Source organism: Pseudomonas sp. G1002 (assembly GCF_013385455.1).
Taxonomy (GTDB): domain Bacteria; phylum Pseudomonadota; class Gammaproteobacteria; order Pseudomonadales; family Pseudomonadaceae; genus Aquipseudomonas.
The window spans coordinates 1-20,433 of record NZ_JACAPY010000047.1 but is presented as its reverse complement, the minus strand read 5'-3'; the positions used below and the strand labels follow the sequence as shown (position 1 = coordinate 20,433).

19 protein-coding genes are annotated in these 20,433 nt (G+C 60.9%); 8 read left to right on the top strand and 11 right to left on the bottom strand.

Features of this window, described 5'->3' with window-relative positions; genetic code table 11:
- Positions 1 to 32: 32 nt before the first annotated feature.
- Positions 33 to 650, bottom strand: coding sequence for a bifunctional phosphoserine phosphatase/homoserine phosphotransferase ThrH (gene thrH / locus HX801_RS27125; RefSeq protein WP_177023058.1), 618 nt, complete (start codon positions 648 to 650; stop codon positions 33 to 35).
- 152 nt (positions 651 to 802) lie between these two features.
- On the opposite strand from thrH, the gene HX801_RS27120 reads away from it, so the two are divergent.
- From HX801_RS27120 to HX801_RS27110, 3 genes are all read left to right on the top strand, one after another.
- Entirely contained in the window at positions 803 to 1,537 is a 735-nt protein-coding gene (locus tag HX801_RS27120; protein WP_003214958.1) for a phosphoadenylyl-sulfate reductase, read from the top strand.
- Between the two features lie 352 nt (positions 1,538 to 1,889).
- Positions 1,890 to 3,419 carry an NCS1 family nucleobase:cation symporter-1 gene (locus HX801_RS27115; RefSeq protein ID WP_102368353.1) on the top strand — a complete coding sequence of 510 codons (1,530 nt, stop codon included), beginning with the start codon at positions 1,890 to 1,892 and terminating at the stop codon, positions 3,417 to 3,419.
- A gap of 13 nt (positions 3,420 to 3,432) precedes the next feature.
- Complete coding sequence (locus HX801_RS27110; protein ID WP_003214954.1) at positions 3,433 to 4,161, top strand: aspartate/glutamate racemase family protein; 729 nt, start codon at positions 3,433 to 3,435, stop codon at positions 4,159 to 4,161.
- Between the two features lie 118 nt (positions 4,162 to 4,279).
- Here HX801_RS27110 and HX801_RS27105 read toward each other — a convergent pair whose 3' ends face one another.
- Positions 4,280 to 5,203, bottom strand: a complete 924-nt coding sequence (locus tag HX801_RS27105; protein WP_177023057.1) for a LysR family transcriptional regulator — start codon at positions 5,201 to 5,203, stop codon at positions 4,280 to 4,282.
- A gap of 114 nt (positions 5,204 to 5,317) precedes the next feature.
- Here HX801_RS27105 and HX801_RS27100 point away from each other — a divergent pair, with 114 nt between their 5' ends.
- A complete protein-coding gene (locus tag HX801_RS27100) occupies positions 5,318 to 6,064 on the top strand; it encodes a 3-oxoacyl-ACP reductase family protein (protein ID WP_177023056.1) in 747 nt (248 codons plus the stop codon).
- A gap of 120 nt (positions 6,065 to 6,184) precedes the next feature.
- Positions 6,185 to 9,655, top strand: a complete 3,471-nt coding sequence (locus tag HX801_RS27095) for a PAS domain-containing hybrid sensor histidine kinase/response regulator (RefSeq protein WP_003214948.1) — start codon at positions 6,185 to 6,187, stop codon at positions 9,653 to 9,655.
- 102 nt (positions 9,656 to 9,757) lie between these two features.
- On the opposite strand, the gene rmuC is transcribed toward HX801_RS27095, so the two are convergent.
- Both rmuC and HX801_RS27085 read right to left on the bottom strand, forming a co-directional pair.
- Positions 9,758 to 11,122, bottom strand: coding sequence for a DNA recombination protein RmuC (gene rmuC / locus HX801_RS27090; RefSeq protein WP_173406092.1), 1,365 nt, complete (start codon positions 11,120 to 11,122; stop codon positions 9,758 to 9,760).
- Between the two features lie 175 nt (positions 11,123 to 11,297).
- Complete coding sequence (locus HX801_RS27085) at positions 11,298 to 11,621, bottom strand: sel1 repeat family protein (protein ID WP_023659092.1); 324 nt, start codon at positions 11,619 to 11,621, stop codon at positions 11,298 to 11,300.
- Positions 11,622 to 12,467: 846 nt separating this feature from the next.
- Between HX801_RS27085 and HX801_RS27080 the strand changes: the two genes are divergently transcribed.
- The 3 genes from HX801_RS27080 to HX801_RS27070 all read left to right on the top strand — a co-directional run bounded on the left by HX801_RS27080 (position 12,468) and on the right by HX801_RS27070 (position 14,876).
- On the top strand, positions 12,468 to 12,692 hold the full coding sequence (locus HX801_RS27080) for a hypothetical protein (protein WP_003214941.1): 225 nt from the start codon (positions 12,468 to 12,470) through the stop codon (positions 12,690 to 12,692).
- A 265-nt stretch (positions 12,693 to 12,957) separates the two neighbouring features.
- The gene (locus tag HX801_RS27075; protein ID WP_087695206.1) at positions 12,958 to 13,440 is read left to right on the top strand and encodes a hypothetical protein; all 483 of its coding nucleotides are present in this window, start codon (positions 12,958 to 12,960) and stop codon (positions 13,438 to 13,440) included.
- A 146-nt stretch (positions 13,441 to 13,586) separates the two neighbouring features.
- A complete protein-coding gene (locus HX801_RS27070) occupies positions 13,587 to 14,876 on the top strand; it encodes an OmpP1/FadL family transporter (RefSeq protein WP_177019644.1) in 1,290 nt (429 codons plus the stop codon).
- 65 nt (positions 14,877 to 14,941) lie between these two features.
- Here the strand turns inward: HX801_RS27070 and HX801_RS27065 are convergent, their stop codons facing one another.
- The 7 genes from HX801_RS27065 to cobU all read right to left on the bottom strand — a co-directional run bounded on the left by HX801_RS27065 (position 14,942) and on the right by cobU (position 20,229).
- Positions 14,942 to 15,493 (bottom strand): glutathione peroxidase, encoded by a 552-nt coding sequence (locus HX801_RS27065; protein WP_102368350.1) that lies wholly within the window; start codon positions 15,491 to 15,493, stop codon positions 14,942 to 14,944.
- Between the two features lie 150 nt (positions 15,494 to 15,643).
- On the bottom strand, positions 15,644 to 16,843 hold the full coding sequence (locus tag HX801_RS27060; protein ID WP_161635735.1) for an MFS transporter: 1,200 nt from the start codon (positions 16,841 to 16,843) through the stop codon (positions 15,644 to 15,646).
- Positions 16,844 to 16,905: 62 nt separating this feature from the next.
- Positions 16,906 to 17,310, bottom strand: a complete 405-nt coding sequence (locus tag HX801_RS27055; RefSeq protein WP_177023055.1) for a MarR family winged helix-turn-helix transcriptional regulator — start codon at positions 17,308 to 17,310, stop codon at positions 16,906 to 16,908.
- A 42-nt stretch (positions 17,311 to 17,352) separates the two neighbouring features.
- Positions 17,353 to 18,081: an adenosylcobinamide-GDP ribazoletransferase gene (locus HX801_RS27050; RefSeq protein WP_177023054.1), complete on the bottom strand. Its 729-nt coding sequence runs from the start codon at positions 18,079 to 18,081 to the stop codon at positions 17,353 to 17,355.
- Positions 18,082 to 18,083: 2 nt separating this feature from the next.
- Positions 18,084 to 18,659: an alpha-ribazole phosphatase family protein gene (cobC, locus tag HX801_RS27045; RefSeq protein ID WP_177019647.1), complete on the bottom strand. Its 576-nt coding sequence runs from the start codon at positions 18,657 to 18,659 to the stop codon at positions 18,084 to 18,086.
- Positions 18,656 to 19,711 carry a nicotinate-nucleotide--dimethylbenzimidazole phosphoribosyltransferase gene (gene cobT, locus HX801_RS27040; RefSeq protein ID WP_177023053.1) on the bottom strand — a complete coding sequence of 352 codons (1,056 nt, stop codon included), beginning with the start codon at positions 19,709 to 19,711 and terminating at the stop codon, positions 18,656 to 18,658. The genes cobC and cobT overlap by 4 nt, the downstream gene beginning before the upstream one ends.
- Positions 19,708 to 20,229 carry a bifunctional adenosylcobinamide kinase/adenosylcobinamide-phosphate guanylyltransferase gene (cobU, locus tag HX801_RS27035; protein WP_087695211.1) on the bottom strand — a complete coding sequence of 174 codons (522 nt, stop codon included), beginning with the start codon at positions 20,227 to 20,229 and terminating at the stop codon, positions 19,708 to 19,710. The genes cobT and cobU overlap by 4 nt, the downstream gene beginning before the upstream one ends.
- Positions 20,230 to 20,433 lie beyond the last annotated feature (204 nt).

Here is a 20,433-nt window from a genome sequence, read left to right as displayed (position 1 = left end):
CCTGCGATGAGGCGTCAGCCACGCCAAATAACTTACAGGCTCAACTGCCGATTCGACGCCTTGATGAACTCTTTCTTCAAGTCCTCAAACATATGCACCGCCGGGAACTGCGGGAACTCGCGAATCACGTTCTCCGGCGCGTGGAACAGAATCCCACGGTCGGCCTCACCCAGCATGGTGGTGTCGTTGTAGGAATCACCGGCGGCAATCACGCGGTAGTACAGGGTCTTGAAGGCCAGCACCGACTGACGCTTGGGATCTTTCTGACGCAGCTGGTAGCTCACCACCCGGTCACTCTCGTCGGTGATCAACCGGTGGCACAGCAAGGTCGGGAAACCCAGTTGGCGCATCAGCGGCTGGGAGAACTCATAGAAGGTGTCAGACAGGATCACCACCTGGAAGCGCTCGCGCAGCCAGTTGACGAACTCGATGGCGCCGTCCAGCGGCTTGAGGGTGGCGATCACTTCCTGGATGTCCGAGAGCTTCAGCCCATGCTCATCAAGAATGCGCAGGCGCTGTTTCATCAGCACGTCGTAGTCGGGGATGTCCCGGGTGGTGGCCCGCAAGGATTCAATACCGGTTTTTTCGGCGAAGGCGATCCAGATTTCCGGAACCAGCACCCCTTCCAGGTCGAGACAGGCAATTTCCACAAGACACTCCCATTTAAAGTTATTGAGTTGAGCGAGCAAAAGGACTGCCGAACTCTAGCGATTCACGCTGGCCGCCGCAACGCAGGCGGGATTTTGTTACCATCGCCCCCCTATAGAGCGCTCAGCGCCACTGACCTGTAGGAACCGTCCTGATGAACCAAGCCTTCGACGTCGCTGAACTCGCCGCGACTTACGCCAACAAATCCGCCCAGGACATTCTCAAGCTGGCCTTCAGCCAGTTTGGCGACGACCTGTGGATCTCTTTCAGCGGTGCCGAGGACGTGGTGCTGGTAGACATGGCCTGGAAGCTGAACAAGAACGTCAAGGTGTTCAGCCTCGACACCGGTCGCCTGCACCCGGAGACCTACCGGTTTATCGAGCAGGTGCGTGAGTTCTACAAGATCGACATCGAACTGATCTCGCCGGACCAGAGCAAGCTGGAACCCTTCGTCAAGGAAAAGGGCCTGTTCAGTTTCTACAAGGACGGCCATGGCGAGTGCTGTGGCGTGCGCAAGATCGAACCGCTGCGCCGCAAGCTGTCCGGTGTGAGCGCCTGGGCCACCGGCCAGCGCCGCGACCAGAGCCCCGGCACCCGCAGCCAGGTGGCCGCGCTGGAAATCGATACGGCTTTTTCCACCCCGGAACGCACCCTGTACAAGTTCAACCCGCTGGCGCAGATGACCAGTGAGGAAGTATGGGGTTACATCCGCATGCTGGAGTTGCCGTACAACAGCCTGCACGAGCGCGGTTTTATCAGCATCGGCTGTGAGCCGTGCACCCGTCCGGTACTGCCGAACCAGCACGAACGCGAAGGCCGTTGGTGGTGGGAAGAAGCAACCCAAAAAGAATGCGGGTTGCACGCCGGGAACATCATCAGCAAGGCGTAACGCCTGAGCCAGAATCCTGTACACAGAAATGTCACCATCGGTGCCATTTTTGTGTGCACTTATAAAATCCTGCACCGAAAAGTTACATCCTCCCTCGTCACACCTCTTCTAAAATCCCCGCCCCTCTCTGCACCACAAAATAAATAGCTGTTCAAACGGTCAATTTATATCGCTTTAAATTCAGTCTGTTATTTCCAATCACGCTAAAAACCAAATCGCCGTGTATTTCACCCGGCGAAAATCTGGCACGCATGTGGCTTAAGGCAAAACACACTTTGTATACAATTAATAAAAAAGATACATACACTTTGACATCAGCCGCTCTCCTGCTGATGTCCAGGAGCCTGCCGGAATGCGTACAAGTCTCTCCAATAACATCGCACTGGATCTGCCCTCCTCCACCCTGAACCCCGAGGCCACGAGCCCCGGCCCGTTGGTCCTCAGCCCGCGCCTGCACAACAAGGACCTGGCGCCTACCAAGGCCGAAGGCCGGCGCTGGGGCCGCTACAGCATCTTTGCCTTGTGGACCAACGATGTGCACAACATCGCCAACTACTCCTTCGCCATCGGCCTGTATGCGCTGGGCCTGGGTGGCTGGCAGATTCTGCTGTCCCTGGGGATCGGCGCGGCGCTGGTGTACTTCTTCATGAACCTGTCGGGCTATATGGGGCAGAAGACCGGCGTACCGTTTCCAGTGATCAGCCGCATCAGTTTTGGCATCCATGGTGCGCAGATTCCTGCACTGATTCGTGCGGTGATCGCGATTGCCTGGTTCGGGATACAGACCTACCTGGCCTCGGTGGTTTTCCGCGTGCTATTGACAGCGGTTCATCCAGGTTTTGCCGACTACGACCACAACTCGATCCTCGGCCTGTCCACCCTGGGCTGGGCGTGTTTTGTGGCGATCTGGTTTGTGCAGCTCGCCATCCTCGCCTATGGGATGGAGATGGTGCGCCGCTATGAAGCCTTCGCCGGGCCGGTGATTCTGCTGACAGTAGCGTCCCTGGCCGGCTGGATGTATTTCCAGGCCGGCGGCCAGATCGCCTGGTCGATCCGCGAGCCGCTGACCGGTGGTGAGATGTGGCGCAATATCTTTGCCGGCGGCGCGCTGTGGCTGGCGATCTACGGCACGCTGATCCTGAATTTCTGCGACTTCGCCCGCTCCTCGCCGTGCCGCAAGACCATCAAGGTCGGCAATTTCTGGGGCCTGCCGGTGAATATCCTGGTGTTCGCGGCCATCACCGTGCTGCTGTGCGGCGGGCAGTTCCACCTCAATGGCCGGGTGATCGAGAGCCCCACGGAAATCATTGCGGCGATTCCGAATACGTTCTTCCTGGTGCTGGGCTGCCTGGCGTTCCTGATTGTGACCGTGGCGGTGAATATCATGGCCAACTTCGTCGCGCCGGCCTTTGTGCTGAGCAACCTGGCGCCCAAGTACCTGAACTTCCGCCGCGCCGGGCTGATCAGCGCCACCGTGGCGGTGTTGATCCTGCCGTGGAACCTCTACAACAGCCCGCTGGTGATCGTGTATTTCCTCTCGGGGCTGGGCGCACTGCTGGGGCCGTTGTACGGGGTGATCATGGTCGACTACTGGTTGATCCGCAAAAGCCAGGTGGACGTGCCGCAGCTGTATAGCGAAGACCCGAATGGCGCTTATTACTACAGCCGCGGAGTCAATCTGCGGGCGGTGGCGGCGTTTATTCCTGCGGCGGTGATCGCCATTCTCCTGGCCCTGCTGCCCGGGTTCGCCCTCGTCTCGCCCTTCTCCTGGCTGATTGGCGCCGGTATTGCAGGGCTGCTGTATCTGCTGTTCGCCAAGCGCCAGCCGTACTACGCCGATGTGAGCGGCGAAAGCATTGCAGTCGATAACATCAGTCATTAAGTAAGGACATTCCATGCGCATCCTTGTGGTCAACGTCAACACCACCGAGTCCATCACCGAGGCCATCGCCAAACAGGCACGGGCGGTGGCGTCCCCCGGCACCGAGATCGTCGGCCTGACTCCGTTTTTCGGTGCCGAATCGGTGGAAGGCAATTTCGAAAGCTACCTGGCGGCCATCGCGGTGATGGACCGGGTGATGGCCTACGACCAGCCGTTCGATGCGGTAATCCAGGCCGGCTACGGCGAACATGGCCGCGAAGGCTTACAGGAGTTGCTCAACGTGCCGGTGGTGGACATCACCGAAGCGGCCGCCAGCACCGCGATGTTCCTCGGACATGCCTACTCCGTGGTGACCACCCTGGACCGCACCGTGCCGCTGATCGAGGACCGACTGAAACTGGCGGGTTTGTATCAGCGCTGCGCGTCGGTACGGGCCAGCGGCATGGCGGTACTGGAGCTGGAAGAAGACCCGCTGCGGGCCATGGAGGCCATCGTACGCCAGGCCGAATTGGCGATCAGCGAAGACAAGGCCGAAGTGATCTGCCTGGGCTGCGGCGGCATGGCCGGGCTGGATGAGCAGATTCGCTACCGCACGGGTGTGCCGGTGGTGGACGGTGTGACCTCGGCTGTCACCATTGCCGAAGGCCTGGTGCGGTTGGGACTGTCGACCTCGAAGATCCGCACGTATGCGACGCCGAGGCCGAAGAAAGTGATCGGCTGGCCCGGAAAGTTCGGACATTGAAGATCCAAAATGTGGGAGCGGGCTTGCTCGCGAAAGCGGTGGATCAGTCGATGCATGTGGTGACTGTCACACCGCCTTCGCGAGCAAGCCCGCTCCCACACTTTGATCCCCACAAGGATCAAATGGCGCTGAACCGCCGCCCCAACTCGCGTTCGACAAACTGCTCCAGGATGAAATCCACAAACGCCCGGGTCTTGCCGGGCAGCAGCTTGTGTTCGGCGTAGTACAGCGAGATGTTGCCGTCGTCGACGTACCAGTCGGGCAGCACTCGCACCAGTTGGCCGCTGTCCAGATACGGCACCGCCATCGGCATGCTGACCAGCGCAATCCCCAGGCCCTGGGCACTGGCGCAGCAGGCAGCGCCCGAGTCGCTCATGGTCATGCGCGGCTTGAGCACCAGCGGGCGTTGTTCGAGGGTGCGGTGGGTGAGTTGCCACGAACGCACGCGGCCGGTTTGCGGTGAGCGGATCAGGATGCCGTTGCACACAGACAAGTCCTCGGGCGCGACCACCGGCTTGCGTTTGGCGAGGTATTCCGGTGAGGCCAGCAGGATCCGGTGCGCCGGCGCCAGCTTGCGCGCAACCACGCCCTGGGGCAGCTCAAAACCACCGCCGATCGCGGCATCGAAGCCCTGGCCGATCAGGTCCACCTGGCGGTTATCAAAATGCCAGTCGGGGTTGATATCAGGAAAGCGCTTTAGAAACTCCCCCAGCAACGGCACCACATAACGGTTGCCGAACACCGTGCCCATGCTCACTTTCAGCGTGCCCACTGGCCGCCCTTCGGCACTGGCCAGGTTAGCCACGGCGTTTTGAATGGTGGTGAGGCTGCCGCTGACTTCTTCGAGGAAGAGCTTGCCGGCCTCAGTCAGCGTCAGGCGCCGGGTGCTGCGCTGGAACAGCCTTACACCCAGGCGCGCCTCCAGCTTGGCCACACTTTTGCCCACGGCCGCCGGGGTCAGGCTCAGGTGCCGGGCAGCTTCGGCAAAACTGCCGCCTTCGGCGCTGCGCACGAAGCATTCGATACTGCCAAAGCTTTCCATATCGCCCCACTCTAAACTTTTGGTTTACACAGACTATAGCAATCACGGTCTACCGAGGACGCCACACGAGGTCGATACTCGACTCCAACCTCAACACACCTTTTGGAGAACGACATGACCACACAAAACCTCAGCGGCAAAGTCGCCTTGATCCAGGGCGGTTCCCGCGGCATCGGCGCCGCCATCGTCAAGCGCCTGGCCGCACAGGGCGCTGCCGTCGCCTTTACCTACGTCAGTTCGGCTGCCAAGGCTGAAGATTTGCAGAACAGCGTGATCAGCCAAGGCGGCAAAGCCCTGGCGATTCATGCCGACAGCGCCGACGCAGACGCCATCCGCAGCGCCGTCAACGCCACCGTCGAAGCGTTCGGGCGCCTGGATATCCTGGTCAACAACGCAGGCGTGCTGGCCGTCGGCCCGCTGGAAGATTTCAAGCTGGAAGACTTCGACCGCACCCTCGCCATCAACGTACGCAGCGTATTTGTCGCCACCCAGGAAGCCGCGCGGCACATGGGCGAAGGTGGCCGCATCATCAACATCGGCAGCACCAATGCCGATCGCATGCCGTTTGCCGGTGGCGGCCCGTACGCCATGAGCAAATCGGCGCTGGTCGGCCTGACCAAAGGCCTGGCCCGCGACCTGGGCCCACGGGGCATCACCATCAATAACGTGCAGCCAGGCCCGGTGGACACCGACATGAACCCGGCAAGCGGTGATTTCGCCGAAAGCCTGATCGGCTTCATGGCCGTGGGCCGTTATGGCCATGTAGAAGAGATCGCCAGTTTCGTCGCCTATCTGGCAGGCCCTGAGGCCGGCTACATCACCGGCGCCAGCCTGACCATCGACGGTGGTTTCGGCGCCTGAACCAACGCTGCGACATCACACCACGCTCCGACCTTGGTCGACACTGACTAACGCCAAGCATCATGCGAGACTGTTCGCCCGGGCCGGGAATGCCCGGGCGTTCTTATGTCTGGAGTTCTCATGACGCTGTCCAGCGGGCTGATCGCCGCCGTTGCCCTGGCCTATATGGCCATTATGTTTGCCATCGCCTTTTACGGTGACCGTCGCCATGCGCCGCTGCCGCCGCGGATGCGTGCCTGGGTGTATAGCCTGTCGCTGGCGGTGTATTGCACCAGCTGGACATTCTTTGGTGCCGTAGGCCAGGCGGCCGAACAGTTGTGGGCGTTTTTACCGATCTACCTGGGACCGGTGCTGCTGCTGGTGCTCGCGCCGTGGGTCCTGCAGAAGATGGTGCTGATCAGCAAGCAGGAAAACATCACCTCCATCGCCGACTTTATCGCCGCCCGTTACGGCAAATCCCAATCCCTCGCGGTGGTGGTGGCGCTGATCTGCCTGGTGGGCGTCCTGCCTTATATAGCCTTGCAACTCAAAGGCATCGTGCTGGGGGTGAACCTGCTGATCGGCGCCAGCGCCGACACCACGGGCACCCGCTCCCAGGACACGGCGCTGATCGTGTCGCTGGTATTGGCGTTGTTCACCATTGTGTTCGGTACCCGCAACCTGGACGCCACGGAACACCACCGCGGCATGGTGCTGGCGATTGCCTTTGAATCCTTGGTCAAGCTGTTCGCGTTTCTCGCCGTCGGTGCGTTTGTGACCTACGGCCTGTACGACGGTTTCGACGATTTGTTCAGCCAGGCGATGCTCGCGCCACGGTTGGAGGAATACTGGAAAGAGACCGTCAACTGGCCCTCGATGGTGGTGCAGACCGGCGTCGCGATGATGGCGATCATCTGCCTGCCCCGGCAATTCCATGTCACCGTGGTGGAAAATATCGACCCCCAGGACCTGCGCCTGGCCAAGTGGGTATTCCCGGCCTACCTGATCCTGGCCGCCCTGTTTGTGATCCCGATTGCCCTCGGCGGAAAGATGCTGCTGCCGGGCTCGGTATTGCCGGATTCCTACGTGATCAGCCTGCCGTTGGCCGAAGCCCACCCGGCGCTCGCGGTGCTGGCGTTTATCGGCGGCGCCTCGGCGGCCACGGGCATGGTGATCGTCGCGAGCATCGCCCTGTCGACCATGGTCTCCAACGACATGCTGCTGCCCTGGCTGCTGCGCCGCTCCAGCGCCGAGCGGCCGTTCGAAGTGTTCCGTCACTGGATGCTGTCGGTACGCCGGGTGAGTATTGTCATCATCCTGCTGCTGGCTTACGTCAGTTACCGGCTGCTGGGGTCCTCCGCCAGCCTTGCAACCATTGGCCAGATTGCGTTCGCTGCCGTGACCCAACTGGCACCGGCGATGCTGGGTGCGCTGTACTGGAAACAGGCCAACCGGCGCGGCGTGTTTGCCGGATTGGCGGCGGGTACGTTCCTGTGGTTCTACACCTTGGTCCTGCCGGTCACCGCGAAAAGCCTGGGCTGGTCGTTCAGCCTTTTCCCGGGCATGACGTGGCTGCATTCGCATCCGCTGGGCTTGTCTGTAACTTCTCTGACGCTGGGCACCGTATTTTCCCTGGCGGGTAACTTCACACTGTTTGTGTGGGTCTCAATGCTGTCCCGCACACGCGTGTCGGAACATTGGCAGGCCGGGCGTTTTATCGGCCAGGAAATCAGCCAGCGGGCCAGCGCCCGCTCAATGCTTTCGGTGCAGATCAATGATTTGCTCAGCCTCGCAGCGCGGTTTGTCGGTGAAGAACGGGCTCACCAGAGTTTTGTGCGCTTCGCCTATCGCCAAGGCAAAGGGTTTAACCCCAACCAGAACGCCGACAATGACTGGATTGCCCACACCGAACGCCTGTTGGCCGGCGTGCTCGGTGCGTCGTCGACCCGGGCGGTGGTGAAAGCCGCCATTGAAGGCCGGGAAATGCAGTTGGAGGACGTAGTTCGCATCGCCGACGAAGCGTCGGAAGTACTGCAGTTCAACCGGGCACTGCTGCAAGGCGCCATCGAAAACATCACCCAGGGCATCAGCGTGGTCGACCAGTCCCTGCGGCTGGTGGCGTGGAACCGGCGGTACCTGGAGCTGTTCAATTACCCCGAAGGCCTGATCAGTGTGGGCCGGCCGATAGCCGACATCATTCGCTACAACGCCGAGCGCGGGCTGTGCGGCCCGGGCGAGGCCGAAGTGCACGTGGCGCGCCGCCTGCACTGGATGCGCCAGGGCCGTGCGCATACCTCCGAGCGGCTGTTTCCCAATGGCCGGGTGATCGAACTGATCGGCAACCCGATGCCGGGTGGCGGGTTTGTGATGAGCTTCACCGACATCACCGCGTTCCGCGAAGCCGAGCAGGCGTTGACCGAGGCCAATGAAGGCCTGGAACAGCGGGTGACCGAGCGAACCCACGAACTGTCGCAACTCAACGTCGCGCTGACCGATGCCAAGGGCGTGGCCGAGACCGCCAGCCAGTCGAAAACCCGGTTCCTCGCAGCGGTCAGTCACGACTTGATGCAACCGTTGAACGCCGCAAGATTGTTCTCTGCTGCCCTCTCCCATCAGAACGACGGCATGTCGCCGGATGCCCGGCAGTTGGTGCAGCATCTGGACAGCTCGTTGCGTTCGGCGGAAGACCTGATCAGCGACCTGCTGGATATTTCCCGCCTGGAAAACGGCAAGATCAATCCGCAGCGCCAGCCCTTCGTGCTCAATGAACTGTTCGATACGCTGGGCGCCGAGTTCAAGGCGCTGGCTCAGGAGCAGGGTTTGCGCTTCCGCCTGCGGGGCAGTCGTTTGCGGGTGGACAGTGACATCAAGTTGCTGCGGCGGGTGTTGCAGAATTTCCTCACCAACGCATTCCGGTACGCCGACGGGCCGGTGCTATTGGGTGTGCGGCGCCGTCGCGGCGAGTTGTGCCTGGAAGTATGGGACCGTGGTCCCGGGATTCCCCAGGACAAGCAAAAAGTCATCTTCGAGGAATTCAAACGCCTGGACAGTCACCAGACCCGTGCCGAGAAAGGCCTGGGACTGGGCCTGGCGATTGCCGATGGCCTGTGCCGCGTGCTCGGGCACCGCTTGAGCGTGCGTTCATGGCCGGGCAAAGGCAGCGTGTTCAGCGTGCGTGTGCCGTTGGCGCGCACTCAGGTCAGCGCGCCTGCCAAGCCGGCGCAGGAAAGCGGCCAGCCGTTGAGCGGTGCGCAGGTGCTGTGTGTGGATAACGAAGAAAGCATCCTGATCGGCATGCGCAGTTTGCTCACGCGCTGGGGCTGTGAAGTCTGGACCGCCCGCGATCAGGCGCAATGTGCCGCGTTGCTGGCCGAGGGTGTGCGGCCGCAACTGGCCCTGGTGGATTACCACCTCGACCACGGCGAGACCGGCACCGAGTTGATGGGCTGGCTGCGGGCACAACTGGCAGAGCCGATTCCGGGTGTGGTGATCAGTGCCGACGGGCGGCCGGAGATGGTGGCCCAGGTGCATGCGGCAGGGTTGGATTACCTGGCCAAGCCGGTGAAGCCGGCGGCGTTGCGGGCCTTGTTGAGCCGGCACCTGCCGCTTTAGCCCATGTGGGAGCTGGCTTGCCTGCGATGGCATCGCCTCGGTGTATCTGGAGGAACGAGGTGCCTGCATCGCAGGCAAGCCAGCTCCCACAGAGACCGGTGACTATTCTGGCAACTGCGCCACGCCGTCTTCATCGGTCATCGCCCGTTCCAGCAAGTCGGCCGGCAGGCTTTTGCTGGCGCGGGCGCCGAGCAGCTTCAGTTGCTCGGTACGGCTCACCAGGTTTCCGCGTCCGTCGGTCAGCTTGTTGCGCGCTGCACTGTAGGCTTTATCCAGCTGCTGCAGGCGGTTGCCTACCTCGTCCAGGTCCTGGATAAACAGCACGAACTTGTCGTACAGCCAACCGGCGCGCTCGGCAATTTCCCGGGCGTTCTGGCTTTGCCGTTCCTGTTTCCACAGGCTGTCGATCACCCGCAAGGTGGCCAACAGCGTGGTCGGGCTGACGATCACGATGTTGCGGTCGAAGGCTTCCTGGAACAGGTTCGGCTCGGCTTGAAGCGCCGCCGAAAATGCGGCTTCAATGGGCACGAACAGCAGCACGAAATCCAGGCTGTGCAGGCCTTCCAGACGTTTGTAGTCCTTGCCGGCCAGGCCTTTGACGTGGTTACGCAAGGACAGTACGTGCTGCTTGAGGGCTGCCTGGCCGATCGCCTGGTCGTCCTCGGCGACGTACTGTTGATAGGCGGTCAGGCTGACCTTGGAGTCCACCACTACCTGCTTGTCCCCCGGCAGCATGATCAACACGTCGGGCTGGAAGCGTTCGCCGTCCGGGCCCTTGAGGTTGACCTGGGTCTGGTACTCGCGGCCCTTTTCCAGACCGGCATGTTCCAGCACCCGCTCCAGGATCAACTCGCCCCAGTTGCCCTGGGTTTTCTGGCCCTTGAGGGCGCGGGTCAGGTTGGTGGCTTCATCGGACAGGCGCAGGTTCAGCTGTTGCAGGCGCTCCAGCTCCTTGGCCAGGGAAAACCGCTCGCGGGCTTCGCTCTGGTAGCTTTCTTCGACGCGCTTTTCGAACGACTGGATGCGCTCCTTGAGCGGGTCGAGCAATTGGCCGAGGCGCTGTTGGCTGGTTTCGGCGAAGCGTTGCTCGCGCTCGTCGAAGATCTTCCCGGCGAGTTCAGCGAACTGCGCCCGCAGCTCATCACGGGAACCTTGCAGGTCGCTGAGGCGTTGCTGATGGCTTTCCTGTTGCTCGCGAAGTTCGGCGCGCAGGGACGCGGACAAGGCATCCAGGCGGCGCAGTTCGGTTTCCTTGGCGGAACGGTCGAGGTTCCAGGCGTGGGCGGCGTCGCGGGCGTTGTCACGGTCGATCTGCAGCAGTTCGACTTCCCGGCGCACGGCGGCCAGATCAGCCTGTTTGGCAGCGTTGGCCTGGCTCAGGTCGCTGATTTCGTCACGGCTGGCGTCCAACTGCGCGGCGAGCCCTTCCTGGGCCAGTTGTGCGGTGGCCAGGCGCTCTTCGAGCAATTCCCAGCCGGCCATTCGCGCGCTCAGTCGGCGCTGAATCTGCCAGCACAGCCCCAACAGCGGCAACCCAGCAGCGGCGAGACCCAGCACAACACTGGTCCAGTCAAAAGCCATAGCGATTCCTGCCGTCACCCGAAAAGAAGAAGGTTAACCAAGCCAGCGCATTGAGGACAGCTCAGTCTTCGATCTGGCCCAGTTCACGCTGGGCGATGCGGTCACCGGCGCGGGCGGCCTGGCGCAGCAGTTCGTGGCCGATACGGCGGTCGCGGGCATTGCCGCACTCGCGGCACATCAACTGGCCCAGACGGCTTTGCGCCACCACCACGCCAGCACGAGCCGGTTGCTTGAGCAAATGCCCTGCAAAATGTTTGACGTTGGGGCTGTGGCCCAGGCGCGGGCTGTCGAGCAACCACAAGGCAACTTTCAGGGAAAAACGCTTGGGTGCGGTAACAACCTGAGGGCTGTCGGTAACAGAAGGTGATACTGAGCGAAACTTCATAAAGCACTGTGGGACAGAACGGAAGGCGCGCCACTCTACTCTTTTTTTCGTACAGGTAAAGCTGAAAAAAGCCTGCACGCCCGTTCTAGAGCAAGCGCTTGGGACAATCCACAGAAGCTGTGGATAACTCAGTGGACAACCGTTCTGTAAGTCCCGCAAAGGCCCATGGAACGGGGGCCGCAGTCAAACTGACGATTTTTTCACCAATAAAAAAAAGCTCGATTTTTCATTGACTTAAATTTTAGTTGCAGGCACCCGGGCGCTTTGCGGGGCGTATGTCAGTTCAGTTACACAGGGCGCCACCAATGTGCACAACTACCCACTCGCCGGTTATATCAACCGCGTTTTTTGCTCAGGCAGCGGCTAAGGAATGTTACCGCAGGCCCAGGACCCGAAAAGTTTTTTGCCTATCACACTTCCTTTCATCGTTTCAATCCGTTACTATCCGCGGCGTTAGTACCAAGCTGAAAGTCAATTCTGGTCGAACAACTCCCTCACGGCACCGCCGACAAAAAGGGATCGACCACCTCGATGGTTTCCAGGTATCACTTGCGACGACACGGCCTTTGAACAATGCAAAGGGTGTCGCGAAGTTTCCATACTCTGAAAGAACCAACCTGCAAATTGATCAGGATCTTCACCCCGGGCCCAGAACCTTTGCCCCTGTTGTGTTGCCTGCCCTCCTAAGTACCTACCTGCCAGCCCAAGCGCGCCAACTTAATAGCGCTTCAAACTGGCTGCTTTGTTCCAGTCGGGTTCTTCGTTCGATCAATGGTGATCAACGTCACTGGAACGTTTTAACGTTGCACGGTTCTTAACCGTGTCATTTGTAGGAACACCAATAATATGTCCACTCAAATCCACACTCAGGATGCCATTCGCACCCTCACCAACGCTTTTGCACCAATGAACTGCCTGATCATGGCCGCTCGCAAAGGCTGCTTCAGCTTTACCCTGGTCAACGAACACGGCATCGCTCGTCACAGCGAACGCCTGTACCCCGATCAATACTCCAGCGCAGAACCGCTGCAGGCCGTGATCGATCGTACTCGCCAGGCACTGGTTGCCTGATCGACCCGAATCGCTGAAACACAAAAACCCCGGTTAAAACCCGGGGTTTTTTATTGCCTGAAATTCAGGCGCGCTAAGTTTAAATTGATATAAACGATATAACTAAATGATGAAAATATTTTAAAAACAGTCCTTTACATCGTAAATATGACACTACACTTCAACTCAAGCGGCATGATCCGCTTCCGGCGGACCTGAGATCCGATTCACCGCTGCCAAGCCCTCGCTCAGGTATCGCCGATTAATTTCATGGATTGAGGCATTTATGGGCATCGCCGCCAGCGAATTGTGTCGTTATGTGATCCGGCCCACCCTGCTTTACCTGGGTCGCCATAACCAGACGGCTGAATCCCTGCTGCTGGGCATCGCCGCCAGCCAGTCGGCACTCGGTTCAGCCCTGCACGACCGCCGCGGCCATGGCCTCTACAGCATCACCGAGCCGCGTCATCGCGCGCTGTGGGATAACTACCTGGCGCTGGACCCCGAGCGCGCCAGCCTGGTACGCGGACTCGCCAGCCAGCATGCCTTCCTCAGCGGGCCGCAGCTTGAGCTGACGGTCAACCTGCGTTACGCCACCGCCATCGCCTGGCTGCTGGTGGAACAACACCGCCCAAACCTGCCACCGGCCGACGACGTATTGGCGATGGCACGTATCTGGAAAGAAATATTTCACCCTCAAGGCCGGCTCCGGGATTTCACCCAGGCCTGGCAAACCTGTGTTTCACCCATGAATCACGTCGCCTGTTGACCGGGCGATTTGCAAGATTCGGCTAAAAACGTTGATTTTGGTCGGATTGTCCTACAAAAACGCTCTATCTCCTGTGTTTGAGCCTATAGCGCAAACATAAATTTATTGTTACTTTCCGCAGCGGTGATCACCACGGAGTTCTAATAATGAAAAAAGTAATGCTCAAGACGACACTTAGCCTCGCCGTTGCAATGGCATCCTCCCACGTGTTCGCGAGCGGCTTCGCCCTCAACGAACAAGACGTTGCCGGGATGGGTACCGGTTTTGCGGGACGTTCTTCATCTGCCGAAAACGCAAGCACTGTTTATGGCAACCCTGCCGGTATGGCTCGCCTTGACGGCCAGCAAGTTACAGGTGGTGTTGCAGCGATTGATGCTTCCACCAACATCAAAGATGTCAGTGGTCGCTCCAGCGGTAGCAATAAAGGCGACATGGTCCCTTTCACTGCCGTTCCTTTCGGTTTCTACACCAATAAACTCAATGAGCAATGGGCTGTCGGTTTCGGCGTCTATGCACCCTTTGGCCTGGTGACTGACTACGAAAGCGGCTTCCAGGGCAAAGCATTCGGCAGTAAGAGCGAAGTGAAGGTCATTACCTTCCAGCCAACCGTCAGCTATGCCTTCAACGACCGGGTGTCGATTGGTTTTGGTCCGACTATCAACCGTATCGCCGGTACGCTTGAGTCCGATATCAACCTGCCAATCGCCGGGACCGGCTCCAACAACGTCAAGATCAAGGGTGATGACACCGCACTCGGCTTCAATGCCGGCCTGCTGGTACAAGCCACTGACACCACTCGAGTGGGTCTGACCTATCACTCGAAAGTGAAGTACAAGCTCGAAGGCCATACCGAAGTGACCAAGGGGGCCAACGTTCCCGCCAGTCTCTTGAACAACGGTCGTTACGACGCTTCGTTGAAGATCGACACCCCTGAATCCTGGGATCTGTCTGTTACTCAAGACCTGAGCGACGCCTGGAAACTCTATGCGGGCGCAACATGGACTCGCTGGAGCCGCCTGAAAGACATCACCGTCAATAACGAAGGCGTATCGGCCGCCGCAGGCAGTGGCGCTCTGGCTCCGCAAATTGTCGGCACCATCAAGGAAGACCAGAACTGGCACGACACCTGGGCCTACGCCCTGGGTACTTCGTACCGCGTGACCAAGCAGGTGGTACTGCGTACCGGCCTGACGTTCGACCAGTCGCCGACCAACAACACTGATCGCTCGCCTCGCATCCCTACCGGTGACCGGACGATCTTCAGTCTCGGCCTGGGCTACGACGTCATGCCGAACATGACCGTCGACCTGGCTTACTCCTACCTCAAGGAAGAACCTGTCAAAGTTGCACGCGCTAACGCACTGGGCCAATCCTACAATGCCAAGTACGAAAACAGCGCCAACGGTTTCGGCCTGGGTGTGACGTACAAGTTCTGATGTAAAGCGACATAAAAAAGCCCCGCACTCTTGCAAAAGAGGCGGGGCTTTTTAGTGGGTGCCCATCAGGGTTTCGAAGCCAGCGCCTCTTCCACCGCCTTGACCAGGTCCGGGCTATCCGGCTTGGTCAGGCTGGAGAAGTTGGCGATCACCTTGCCCTGGCGGTCCACCACGTACTTGTAGAAATTCCACTTCGGCGCACTGCTCTGCTGCGCCAGGATCTTGAACAGATGCACCGCGTCCGGGCCCTTGACCTTCTGTGGTTCGGTCATGGTGAAGGTCACGCCGTAATTAACGTAACAAACCTTGGCAGTTTCCTCCCCGGTCTTGGCTTCCTGCTTGAAGTCATCGGACGGCACGCCAATCACTTCCAGCCCCTGCCCCTTGTAGCGCTGGTACAACGCTTCAAGCCCTTTGAACTGCGGCGCAAACCCGCAGAAGCTGGCGGTGTTGACGATCAGCAGCGGCTTGCCGGCAAAGCGCTGGCACAGGTCGATGGATTCCTTGGCGCGCAGCTTGGGCAACTGGCCTTCAAGCAACGGCGGGCAATCGGCAGCCATGGCGACACCGCCAAAAGCCACCATCAGAGCGGGTACTGCGAACCAGCGCATCTGCATGTGAGGTGTCCTTGAAAAGTCTCAGACACAGAACTTAACAGATCGCCATGCCCAACTGCATCAATGCCAGGCCGCCCTGTTGCCAGCCCCACCACGCCAGCAGCAGCAAGAGTCCTGCTCCTGCTGCGCCGAGCCAATGCCAGGTCGAATTCATGCCACCCCCATTTGCGCCTGCAAACGTGCCACCGGGCGCTCGCGCACTGGCCAGTTCAGCGCCGCTGCCACCAGGCTCAGGACGATTGCCACCTGCCAGATCAAATCGTAGCTACCGGTTCGATCATAGACCACCCCGCCCAACCAGCCGCCGAGGAACGAGCCCAGTTGATGGAACAGGAACACGATCCCACCGAGCATGGAAAGGTTTCTGACACCAAACAAGGTCGCGACCGTGCCGTTGGTCAGTGGCACCGTGGACAGCCACAGGAAGCCCATCGCCATGCCGAACAGGTAGGCGCTGGTCTGCGTCACCGGCGCCCACAGGAAGATCACAATCACCACCGCCCGCAGCAGGTACAAACCGGTCAACAAACGGGGTTTGGACATGCGCCCGCCGAGCCATCCGGCGGTATAGGTGCCAAAGATATTGAACAGGCCGATCAATGCCAGCACGGTCGTCCCCACCGAGGCCGGCAAGTGCTGGTCCACCAGGTACGATGGCAAGTGCACGCCGATAAACACCACCTGGAAACCGCAGACAAAAAAGCCGAACGCCAGCAGCCAGAACCCTGAATGGGAGCAGGCCTCACCCAAGGCTTCGCGCAAGGTCTGCTGGCCAGCCACCGCAGGCAACGGTCGGTCCTTGAGCATGGTCACCAACGGCACGATCAGCGCCACCATCAGGCCCAGCACCAGCAACGCGGCGGACCAGCCAAGCCAGCCGATCAAACCGAGGGTGCCCGGCAACATGGCGAACTGGCCGAACGAGCCGGCGGCGCTGGCGATACCCATGGCCATGCTGCGTTTTTCCGGCGCCACGGCACGCCCCACCACCCCGAGGATCACCGAGAACGAAGTACCCGACAGGCCAATGCCGATCAGCAACCCGGCACTCAGGGACAGCGACCACGCCGAATCCGAAAGGCCCATGAACACCAGGCCCAGCGCGTAAAGCACACCACCGATCATCACCACCTTGGCGGCGCCGAAGCGGTCGGCCAGGGCGCCGGTAAACGGCTGTGCCAGGCCCCAGATCAGGTTTTGCAGGGCGATGGCAAAGGCAAAGGTCTCACGGCCCCAGCCGAATTCGGCACTCATGGGCGCCAGGAACAGGCCGAAGCCATGTCGCACGCCGAGGGACAACGCGAGGATCAGCGCACTCCCCACAAGAATCCAGCCGCTGGTGCGCCACATCGAGGTCATTTCTTATTCTCCGTTCGCGGGTATATACCCGCTTATCATCGAACAAACTCGCGTCAAGCGAGTTCATCCAGCAAGGCCAACAGGGTTTCGCGCTTTTCGGCGCCCAACTTATCAATCAATTTCTGCTGCGCCGCTTCCCAGGCCGGCAATGCGGCGGAGAGCCGTTCGATACCCGCCTCGGTCAGCAAGACCAGGCGGTTGCGCAAGTCATCGCCCTCCACCAACTGCACCAGGCCCTCGCCTTCCAGCACCCGCAGGTTGCGCCCCAGCGTGCTGCGATCCAGGCCCATGGCGTCGGCCAGGCTGGAAATGCTCGGTTGATCGAGGCGCTGCAGATTACACAGCAAAGAATACTGGGCAACGTTGATCCCGAAGCCGTCGAGAGCGCCGTCGTAATGCCTGCTGACGCCACGAGCGGCGCGACGCAGGTTTGTGCATAAACATTGGGAGGCAAGCATGGAGCGTGTATATACCCGGGATTAATGAAATGCAAGAAAGTGTTACAGCACCAGACTGATCAACACCGCCACTTCCAGCAGCTCCAACAGCGCGCCGGCGGTGTCGCCGGTGGTGCCGCCGAGGCGATTGACCATCAATTGGCGCAAGCCGATAAAACAAAGGGCAGCCACCAGCACGGCAATCCCGCCACTGAAACCGCCGATCAAGATACACGCCAGGCCGCTGAGGATCAGCACCTGTTGGCCGACGATCCGTGGCAAATGATCCGCCAGGGCCTGCCCCAGGCCACCGACGCGCACATAGCGCGTGGTGAGAAACAGCGCCAGCATTGAAGCGCGGCCAATCAACGGTGCGAGGATCAGCGCGGCGCCGTTGTGCTGCTCGATCAATGCCACCAGCGCGGTGAATTTGAGCAGCAACACCAGGCCCAGGGTGACCACCGCGATCGGGCCGCTGCGCGGGTCTTTCATGATGGTCAGGGTGCGCTCGCGGTCACCGAAGCCACCGAGCCAGGCGTCGGCGCTGTCGGCCAGGCCGTCCAGGTGCAGGCCGCCACTGAGCAACACCCACGCGGTCAACAGCAGCGCGGCGTGCAGCAGCAATGGCGCGCCCATCAACACGGCGTTCAAGCCCCACAGCAGTAGCCCGAACAGCAGTCCCACCACCGGATAAAACAGCAACGAACGCCCCAGTTCCTGGGGTTGCGGCATGCCCGGCAAGCGAATCGGCAGGCTGCTGAGAAACTGCAAGGCGATCCAGAACGGCAACATGCTCAGCGTCCTTCCCTTAATACGCCATCCGCCTCGACCTGCAGGCTGAACAGGCCACCATGGCCGACTTCGACATTCAACAGTTGCTCACGCGGCAGGCCACGCGCCTGGGCCAGCAGCAGACGCATGACTCCACCATGGCTGATCAGCAGCACTCGCTGGCCGGCATAGGCTTGATGCAAGCGGCCGACAGCCCCCAAAACACGCGCGGAAAACTGTGAAACCGGCTCGCCCTGCGGCGGCGTGAAACTGTAGGGATCAGCCCAGAACAGGCCCAGCGCGTCGGCGTCGGTTTCCATCAAGGCTGCAGCGCTCTGCCCTTCCCAGGCGCCGAAGTGCAGTTCCTGCAGATCCTTTTCGAGGGTGACCGGCAGGTTCAGGCGCGTGCCCAACTCCTCGGCAAACCGCGCACAACGTTGCAGCGGCGAACTGACCAGACGCTCCCATGGGCCCTGCTCCACCACCGCCCCACGCATCTGCTCCCAGCCCTTGGCCGTGAGCGCATCGTCCAGGCTGCCGCGCAAGCCGCCGCCCAGTTCGGTTTCGCCGTGGCGCAGCAGGTCCAGGCGCAAAGTCATGCCGGGCGATCCGCTACGGCTGCTTCGGCGAAGGTCGCCATCTGCCCGTGCAGCGCGCAGGCCAGGCGCAGCAACGGCACAGCGAGCGCGGCGCCACTGCCTTCGCCCAGGCGCAGCCCGAGTTCCAGCAAAGGCTCGGCGTTGAGGCTTTGCAGCACGTGACGATGGCCGGGCTCGGCACCGCGGTGGCCGAACAGCAGCCATTCACGGCAGCCGGGGTTCAGGCGCGTGGCGACCAAGGCGGCGACGGTGCAGATAAAACCGTCCACCAGCACCACGACCCCTTCTTGAGCGCAGGCCAGGTAGGCGCCGACCAGCGCGGCAATTTCAAAGCCGCCGAGGTTGAACAGGGTTTTCAGTGCGTCGTCGCGGTCGCTGGCGTGCAGCGCAAGGGCGCGCTCGATGACGGCGACCTTGTGGCTGACACCCTGGGCGTTCAGGCCGGTGCCGGGGCCGGTCAGGTCGCTGACCTGGCAATCCAGCAGCGCGCAGGCCAGGGCACTGGCGGCGGTGGTGTTGCCGATGCCCATTTCGCCACCGATAAACAGTTGCGCACCGCTGGTGATAGCGCGGTGCACGCTGTCGCGGCCGGCTTGCAGGGCAAGTTGGCCCTGGGCTTCGGTCATTGCCGGGCCGTTGACGAAGTTGGCGGTACCGAGACCGATATTCAGGTGGCGGACGCCCGGTAGGTTCAACGTCGGGGTGATGGTGCCGAGGTCGACCACTTCCAGCTTGGCGTCGAGTTGGCGCGCAAGCACGCTGATGGCGGCGCCACCGGTGACGAAGTTGTGAAGCATCTGGCCGGTGACTTCCTGGGGGAAGGCGGAGACACCCTCGGCGACGACGCCGTGGTCGCCGGCGAAGATCGCGATCCACAGGTGGTCGACGCTGGGTTTGACCTGGCCCTGGAGGCCGGCCAGTTGGACGGCCACGGCTTCCAGCCGGCCGAGGGAGCCGGCGGGCTTGGTCAGTTGCTGCTGGCGGGCCAGGGCTTGTTCGTGGGCTTGGGGGTCGATCGTTTTGCAGGGGTTGAGCCACCAGGTGTCGGTCATAACGCAGTACCTTTCAAAGTCAGGGGCAGGCCGGCGACGGTCAGGACAACGCGCTGACAACGTTCGGCCAAGGCTTGATGCAGCCAACCGGCTTCATCGACATAGCGGCGAGTCAATTCGCCCAGCGGGACGACACCCATTCCGGTCTCGTTGCTGACAAAAATGATTTCTCCTGGGAGGGTGGCCAGGGTTTGTAGCAGGGCCTCGCGCTCGTGGTTGAGACGGTCGGGGTCTTCGAGCATCAGCAGGTTGGTGAGCCATAAGGTCAGGCAGTCGACCAGCAGGCAATGGTTCGGGGTGGCGTTTTCCTTGAGGACACGGGCCAGTTCGATGGGCTCTTCGATCAGGCCCCATTCGGTCGGGCGCCGCTCGCGGTGGTGGGCGACGCGTGCGGTCATTTCGCCGTCCAGAGGTTGGCTGGTCGCTATGTAGGTGACGCTTAGGCCGCTGTCGGTGGCGAGTTTTTCAGCCAGGCGGCTTTTGCCGGAGCGGGCGCCGCCGAGGATCAACTGGAGCATGGGTTGTGCCTCTGTTTTTGACTGTGTGTATATCCGTTATTTAGGTAACGGCGACTATTGGTTCCGCTCTTACAGCGGCTCACTTTTGAAGAGCGCAAAAGTAAGCAAAACGCTCTTGCCCCACCACTCGGCACCTCGCTTAGGCTCGGTGTGCCCTCACTCCGGCTTTGGACCGTGGGCCGCCGTCATGGGCCATCCCTGGCC